Consider the following 6348-nt stretch of genomic DNA (forward strand, 5'->3'; position numbering starts at 1 on the left):
GTTTGATAAAGCCGCCAGATTTCCTGACGATCCAATAATGTTAAGCGAGTGCGTTTGTGTATGTTCATCTACAGTATTCTCCTGAATACTGTAAACAACGCTAGGAATTCTTACACCTAAGACACTATCCTGCTGAAGTGCCTAGCAGGCCGATGAAGAGTTATTTGCGGTATTAAACAGACTGATTTATCGAAATAACGCGCTTCTCAACTATTTTGTCGCAGCATTGGTTGCATAGAAATGTTTTTTGACGGCCTGCTTGAATCTAGTCCATTTTCAATGGAATCGATTATTGCACATCATCATTTTTATATTTCTTATAGGAGTTTTTTAAGATGAAAAATCTTTCTTGGGTTACCTTGGCAATTATTTTAAGTTACGCGCATTTTGCAGTTGCTTCTCAAGATTCGAATTCAAAAAACGAGGAAGATAAAATCGACTTTACCATGAATGGCAATGGCTATTTCATAGCTAGCTCTATCGTTAATGAAGAAGATGGACTTGCAAGTCATATGAGCATGCGTGCTAAAAGTAAGCAACTGGGTGAAACGTTGATTAATGTGCTTGCAGAAGTCAAAGTGAGACTGAAAAATGGTGTACCGGAAAATTGTATTACACCCGATGGCGATCAAGGTATTTTGGTCGATCTTGTAAAATCAAGAGGTGTTATTCAATTGGTAAAAAACGGCGATCAGCTTTTTACTAAAGCCTCATCAATAAATTTGTGTATCAGTTTTAAGTGCTTCAATGAGGATGGTAGTGTAAAAGAAGGATGTACATTTCAACCTACTGCTACGACTGAAATTACAGGCGGCACTGGAGAATTTGCCTGCGCTACAGGACACATGACTGATATACATACCCGTACAGTTTTGGCTATGAATCCGAAAGGGGAACCTTTCGGTAGTATCTCGGGCTATACTTCTAAAGGCACAATTCAAAATCCCAAAAATTGTAATAATTGATTGACTTCAAGAAACCTTTGCACAGCAAATAGCAGCCACGGCTTGATCTGATGGTCGCTCGATTTGACTATGTGTCTGTCAGATCAGGTCAGAACTACTGCGAATAATGCTGCGCCTTCTAAGATATTCTCCGCTTATTTCACTCATCTTTGAGTAAACAGTTCTGATTTTACATATTATATCGCCTTATTGAATGCTAAAATTGCATAGAATCAACAATTAAACTATATGGTTACATAGGAGATTATTTCATGTTGGCAGAAAAATATTTGACTGATCTAGGAATTACAGTCGAGCAAGCAAATGACTTTATTAATGCGAATATTGGAGATCCCGAAAAAATCTTCAAAACCGCATCTGAATTGGGCGTAACAACCAGAATGCTGAGTGAGATATCGGGTTATTCAAGAAACAGTGTTCAGAAATACTTTGCCGACATAAATCCAGATTGGAGCAAATTATTAGATAAGAGCAAATTGGTGAATTCTGATTTAGGCTCATTGGAAGATATTGTTGCTTTTAATGCACGAGAAGGAATTTTATCGAATGCCTCATTGCGTGCAATTGTTAAGCCAAAGATTGATAGTCTCGATTACGCTAGTTATAACGAGACTTTTGAGTCATCTTTTCCTGATCTTCAGCTTAAAGATGGTCTTTACACTTCAGGAGAACTGGGTGTAGAGCATATTGATGATATCGAAGCTACAAGTGGAAATATTGAATCATTGTTCTATGGCACACTGATTAACATGTTATCAACGCTCGATGAATCCGAGTTCGATCAAATTATCACATTTCCCGACAATGGTAATAGCGAAGATTTCCAAACCTTACTTCTTGCTGCGTTAAAAGAATTGCCCACACCTATTGTTTGGAGCGATGAGAATTTAGCAACTAAAGTAACAGATGAAGCCGTTAATATTTTAAAGAAATACTGGACTGATGATCTTTTTGGGATCCTTGATCACAGTTATCTTGGATTAGCGACAGTTTGATTCAAGTTGTAAACAATTTTATTAACTCAGGTAACTTCGATTACCTGAGTTTTCTGAAACACCGACAACTAGCGGTAGCAGCTGAGAGTCGAATTACTGCATACTTTCTGTTTTTCTGTGCCTACCATAATAGTTGTGCAACAAGGATTCCGTTTGTAGGTTGTAACACTCCAAGATATACCATTATTAATTGCTGAAACAGATTGATTTGGTAGATGGCCATCAAAAACTATGTAATCCTTATTCTTAACTATTTTTAGTTCTCCCGTTTTGTAGTTAGAAAACAATAGAAAGCCAACGTTATTGATACCGGAAGCATTCTCAATATCTGTTGCAAGTTCTGTTGGGAAACTTTCAATTGTTGTATCAACCGGGTCTTCGGGTGATGGTTGATTGGCACCTCGCTTGCAAATTAATTTGGTTTGTAATTTGGTTTTTTCAGCATAGCTGACATAATTGCATGACTCATAGGTTTTTTTACCTATTGTTATGCCGGAAACCCCTATAACTGAAATTGGTGTAATATCATTGATTTCAGTAACCTTCTCGTCAGCAGAAAGCTCAAATTGATCGTGAATCATGAATTTTTTCTCCCCGGTTTCACTATTAATAAAAGCAACTTGAGAGAACTTAAAACCAGCCTTTTTCTCAAGATCCTCAGAGAGCCCAGATTTTAATTGTATGAATGGAGTGACTAAATTTAGAAATCCCTGCATATCACTTTTTGTTTCTCTTTGCAGCCCTGTGCATCCTATAAATAAAAAAACGAAGCAATAAAACAAAAATATTTTAACTAGTTGCTTAATGTTGATCATGCTACTTTCTCCTTTTAAAAATTTAATGTAACTCGAGCAAAAACTGTTCGTGTAGGAATAAAACGTGAATTAAATAATTCGGATGTTTCAAAATGAGGGTTGCGAATTAAAAAATCTTCGTTAAAAATATTCTTCGCTTCTATACTAAAAATTCCTCTGCGATTTGGAAGCCGATATCCTACGGATGCATCGACAAGGAAATATTTCTCGCTTCCTTTGTTAATCATTTTTATGCGATCAACTTCTTGATGAACAAAAGTACCCGTTGCATTGGCAAAGAAACCATTGGGATTAAAATAATTGATGCTGGTAGGGATGCTTAATGTATCGATCTGATGTGGTCCAGCGTTAGTGGGCAAACGTGAAAATTTTTCAAATTGAATCTCACTTTTTGCCGCCCAACGGGTATGAAGCAAGCCATAAACATAAGCTCGATAAAGGCTTTCTTTTTGATCTTGAAAATTGATACTTGAGAGAGAAAAAGATGGGACATTCAAATCCCGGCTTGATAATTCAAAACCACTAAAGAATTTGTCTCGATAGTGAGCATCTAATCCAATTCCCATCCGGCGAGATTTGGTTCCGTCAGGATCATCGAATAATTGATTAAAGCCGGAAACTTGTGTTGGTTCAATCGTTTGAAGCGTCGTAAGCGGAGCTTTAATAGTTTCAAGCCAAGCCATGCGTAATCGGAAATGATTAGCAAAATTCCATTGCAGACCAAATTTTGGATTGAAGTCACTAATCGGGGAATCTTCTCTTTTAAACGAATCGTAGCTAAAACCAATCGTTGTATTTATGTTTTCGTTAAAATTGAGATTGGTATAGATATAACCATTTGTTCTGTCGCGATTAAAATGTACAGGGCTATCTCCAGAGAATTTTACTTGATTAGTTTCTGGATCTTTTGTACCAGATTTTTGGCTGGAGTCAATACGATAAATACCCGATCCGGCTAGCATATTGAACCATGAGCTACGAAACTGATATTGCACTTCGGTTTGATAACCTTCATTTTTCTGATGACTTGCATGAATAAAGCTTGGAGATATTCCCTGAATGTTTTGCAAATCTCCATCGAGAAATTGACTTGAGAAGATAATATTTTGATTATGAGTCAAGTCGTATCGTACACCGATACGAGCGACATCTTCATCAATTTTTCGGCGAGTTTGATTTTGGGGCATCTTAGGATCAATGGAATCTTTTTCAAAATCCAGCAATAAATTACCTTGGTTTGTTGAGCGAGTGCGTATTTCACCTTGTATGTTCAATTTGGACGTTAAGGCATGCTGGACAAAAGCATTTAGAATATCGTGGTTTTGATCATTGTTGGTGCGAAAACCATTGGTTTCATAGTGGAATTGCCCCAAACTAATCGATGTACGTTCGTTAAACTTAGAGAAGACTACTTCGTTACCTAGGCTACCATTGCTTCCAACCACACCCGATGTAATGAATTGTGGCTTACTTCGCTCCATTAAAGGTGTAAATTCATTAAATCCTGGATTTGATGGGCCTGTGTTGGTGATAATGTTTAAATCCACCACCACCATGTGCGGTTGCACTGGATTGACGTTAATCGGTTGCAAAAGCTGTGCTTGTAGTAGTTCGCTGACACGTGCAGCTTCATGCCGTGGGATGTTCGCATAAGTATCCGAGAGGAACCGGTGCGCCGAATGATTCGCGGGATCGAAGCTTAATGATTTGGCCGTTTCCATAATGGCACGCCGTTCAAACCCCAGATTCTCGAAGATCCGCGACAAGCTCGAGCCCCGTGCCGCTTCGTCACGATCCAGCAGGAACTTGGAACGGTATACCGCGCGGTTATTGTTCAGTTCAATCGATTTCTGAATATCCCGTAGGGCTTCTACCGGACGATTCTGCGTTTGTTTTTGAATCGCATCATAAAACCACGGTGTCGGATCTTTGGGGTCACGCTCTTTGGCGAGATCGAATTGCGTGCTGGCAAGCGGATAGCGTTTTTCCTCAAAATAAGCTTTACCCAGGTAACTTCGGATCAGCGAGTTCGCTGGATCCAGACTGGCGGCAATCTCCAGTTCTATCCGGCCTGCTTCCAGCTCTCCCTCGCGGATCAAGGCAAGCCCAAATCCAAGCCGTGGCGTGGGGTCGGCTTGATCCAGCGCAATGGCGCGATGGAAGATATCTTTCGCGGTTTGGGTGTCGATTTGCAGCAGATGCGCAAAACCTAATACCGTTTGCGTTTTCGCCAGACCGGGATTTAGACTTACCGCAAGTTTTGCGGCATCCAAGGCACGTTCCAGATAGCCCATCGACATCTGCAATTCGGCTAAGCGCGCCCAAATCAGTGCATTCTGAGCATCGAATGTGAGTGCTTTTTGTAAGCTTTCTAGTGCTGCTTCAATCTCAAAATGCGCTTGCTGTGTATATGAAAGCGCTAAATAACCAGCAGCAGATTCTTGATCGAGTGCGACCGCCTTGCTTGCAAGCTCCAATGCCTGGTCTTTTTCATTCTGAACCAGAGCAATGATGGCCAGCAGCGCATGTGCGTTACTATTATTAGGTTCGAGTTGCAGGATTTGCTGGATGACTCCCTTCGCTTCATCAGCCTGTCCGACAGTCAATAAATGGCTTGCCTGACGGATCAAAGCGCTGGAACCAGCTTCGCCATCCTGCCAGTAATTCAGGATGACAGGGTAATACAGTGCCCACTGCACGGCATCGGCCGGCCGGATGATGATTTCTTTACGTGGTGCTTGTCCTTTGTATGTGACAGCTGCTTCATGATCATGAAGCAGTAAGCTTCCCAGCTCATTACTGACCGATACTTTGCCTTCATACACGACAACTTCTGCATTGTCTTCCCTAAGACCCACAACGAATTCTGTGCCTTCCACACTGGCATTGACAAAGGGAGTTCTTATTTTAAAGGGCTGGGGCGTGCGCGTAATGATGTGGATCGCACCTTCGAATAAGTCCAGCAGCGAGGTGCCTCTTTCTTCTTGAACTGCTGGAAATGTAATGCTGGTTTTTTGATCAAGCCGCAGCATGCTGTTATTGCTTAAACGCAGCGCCGCCCGGCTTTGCGATCGGGCACGGATCATGTCACCGGCGCAAAGAACTACTTCCATCCCCGCTTGTTGCCAGACATTTTCTTGAGTCCGGCGTATTTCGATCGTGCCCTGCATTGATACTACTCGCGCTACTTCCGGCTTGCACGTTGGCGCTGCATGCGCCTGGGTGATATGCGCCATCCAGCCGGTTACTGTAAAAATAGTGAGTATCAGCGCTGAGAATTTCTTTTGATGTAAGTAAATCGCGACTGCCCAACATATTTTCATTATCAATCTTTCGCTATCAGCTCAATTGTTGAGCATTGATTTGCAATTCTGTATCAGAAATAACAAGATATTGAAGACTTGTCATGCATTTTCTCATTATACTGAATCGATGGCCTTATAAATAGTAAGTTGTAAGAATTCCTAGCGTTGTTTACAGTATTCAGGAGAATACTGCAGATGAACATACACAAACGCACTCGCTTAACATTATTGGATCGTCAGGAAATCTGGCAGCTTTATCAAACCCGGC

At 40.9% G+C, this 6348-nt stretch carries 4 protein-coding genes; 2 read left to right on the plus strand and 2 right to left on the minus strand.

Annotated features, from left to right (window positions below; translation table 11 throughout):
* Positions 1-335: 335 nt before the first annotated feature.
* Together DU481_RS15305 and DU481_RS15310 are read left to right on the plus strand one after the other, a co-directional pair.
* Positions 336-965, plus strand: coding sequence for a hypothetical protein (locus DU481_RS15305; protein ID WP_350135926.1), 630 nt, complete (start codon positions 336-338; stop codon positions 963-965).
* Positions 966-1216: 251 nt separating this feature from the next.
* Entirely contained in the window at positions 1217-1960 is a 744-nt protein-coding gene (locus DU481_RS15310) for a hypothetical protein (RefSeq protein WP_350135928.1), read from the plus strand.
* Positions 1961-2028: 68 nt separating this feature from the next.
* Here DU481_RS15310 and DU481_RS15315 read toward each other — a convergent pair whose 3' ends face one another.
* A complete protein-coding gene (locus DU481_RS15315; RefSeq protein WP_350135930.1) occupies positions 2029-2775 on the minus strand; it encodes a hypothetical protein in 747 nt (248 codons plus the stop codon).
* Between the two features lie 14 nt (positions 2776-2789).
* Complete coding sequence (locus DU481_RS15320) at positions 2790-6098, minus strand: TonB-dependent receptor domain-containing protein (protein ID WP_350135932.1); 3309 nt, start codon at positions 6096-6098, stop codon at positions 2790-2792.
* Positions 6099-6348 lie beyond the last annotated feature (250 nt).

Source organism: Nitrosomonas sp. (assembly GCF_040240425.1).
Lineage (GTDB): Bacteria > Pseudomonadota > Gammaproteobacteria > Burkholderiales > Nitrosomonadaceae > Nitrosomonas.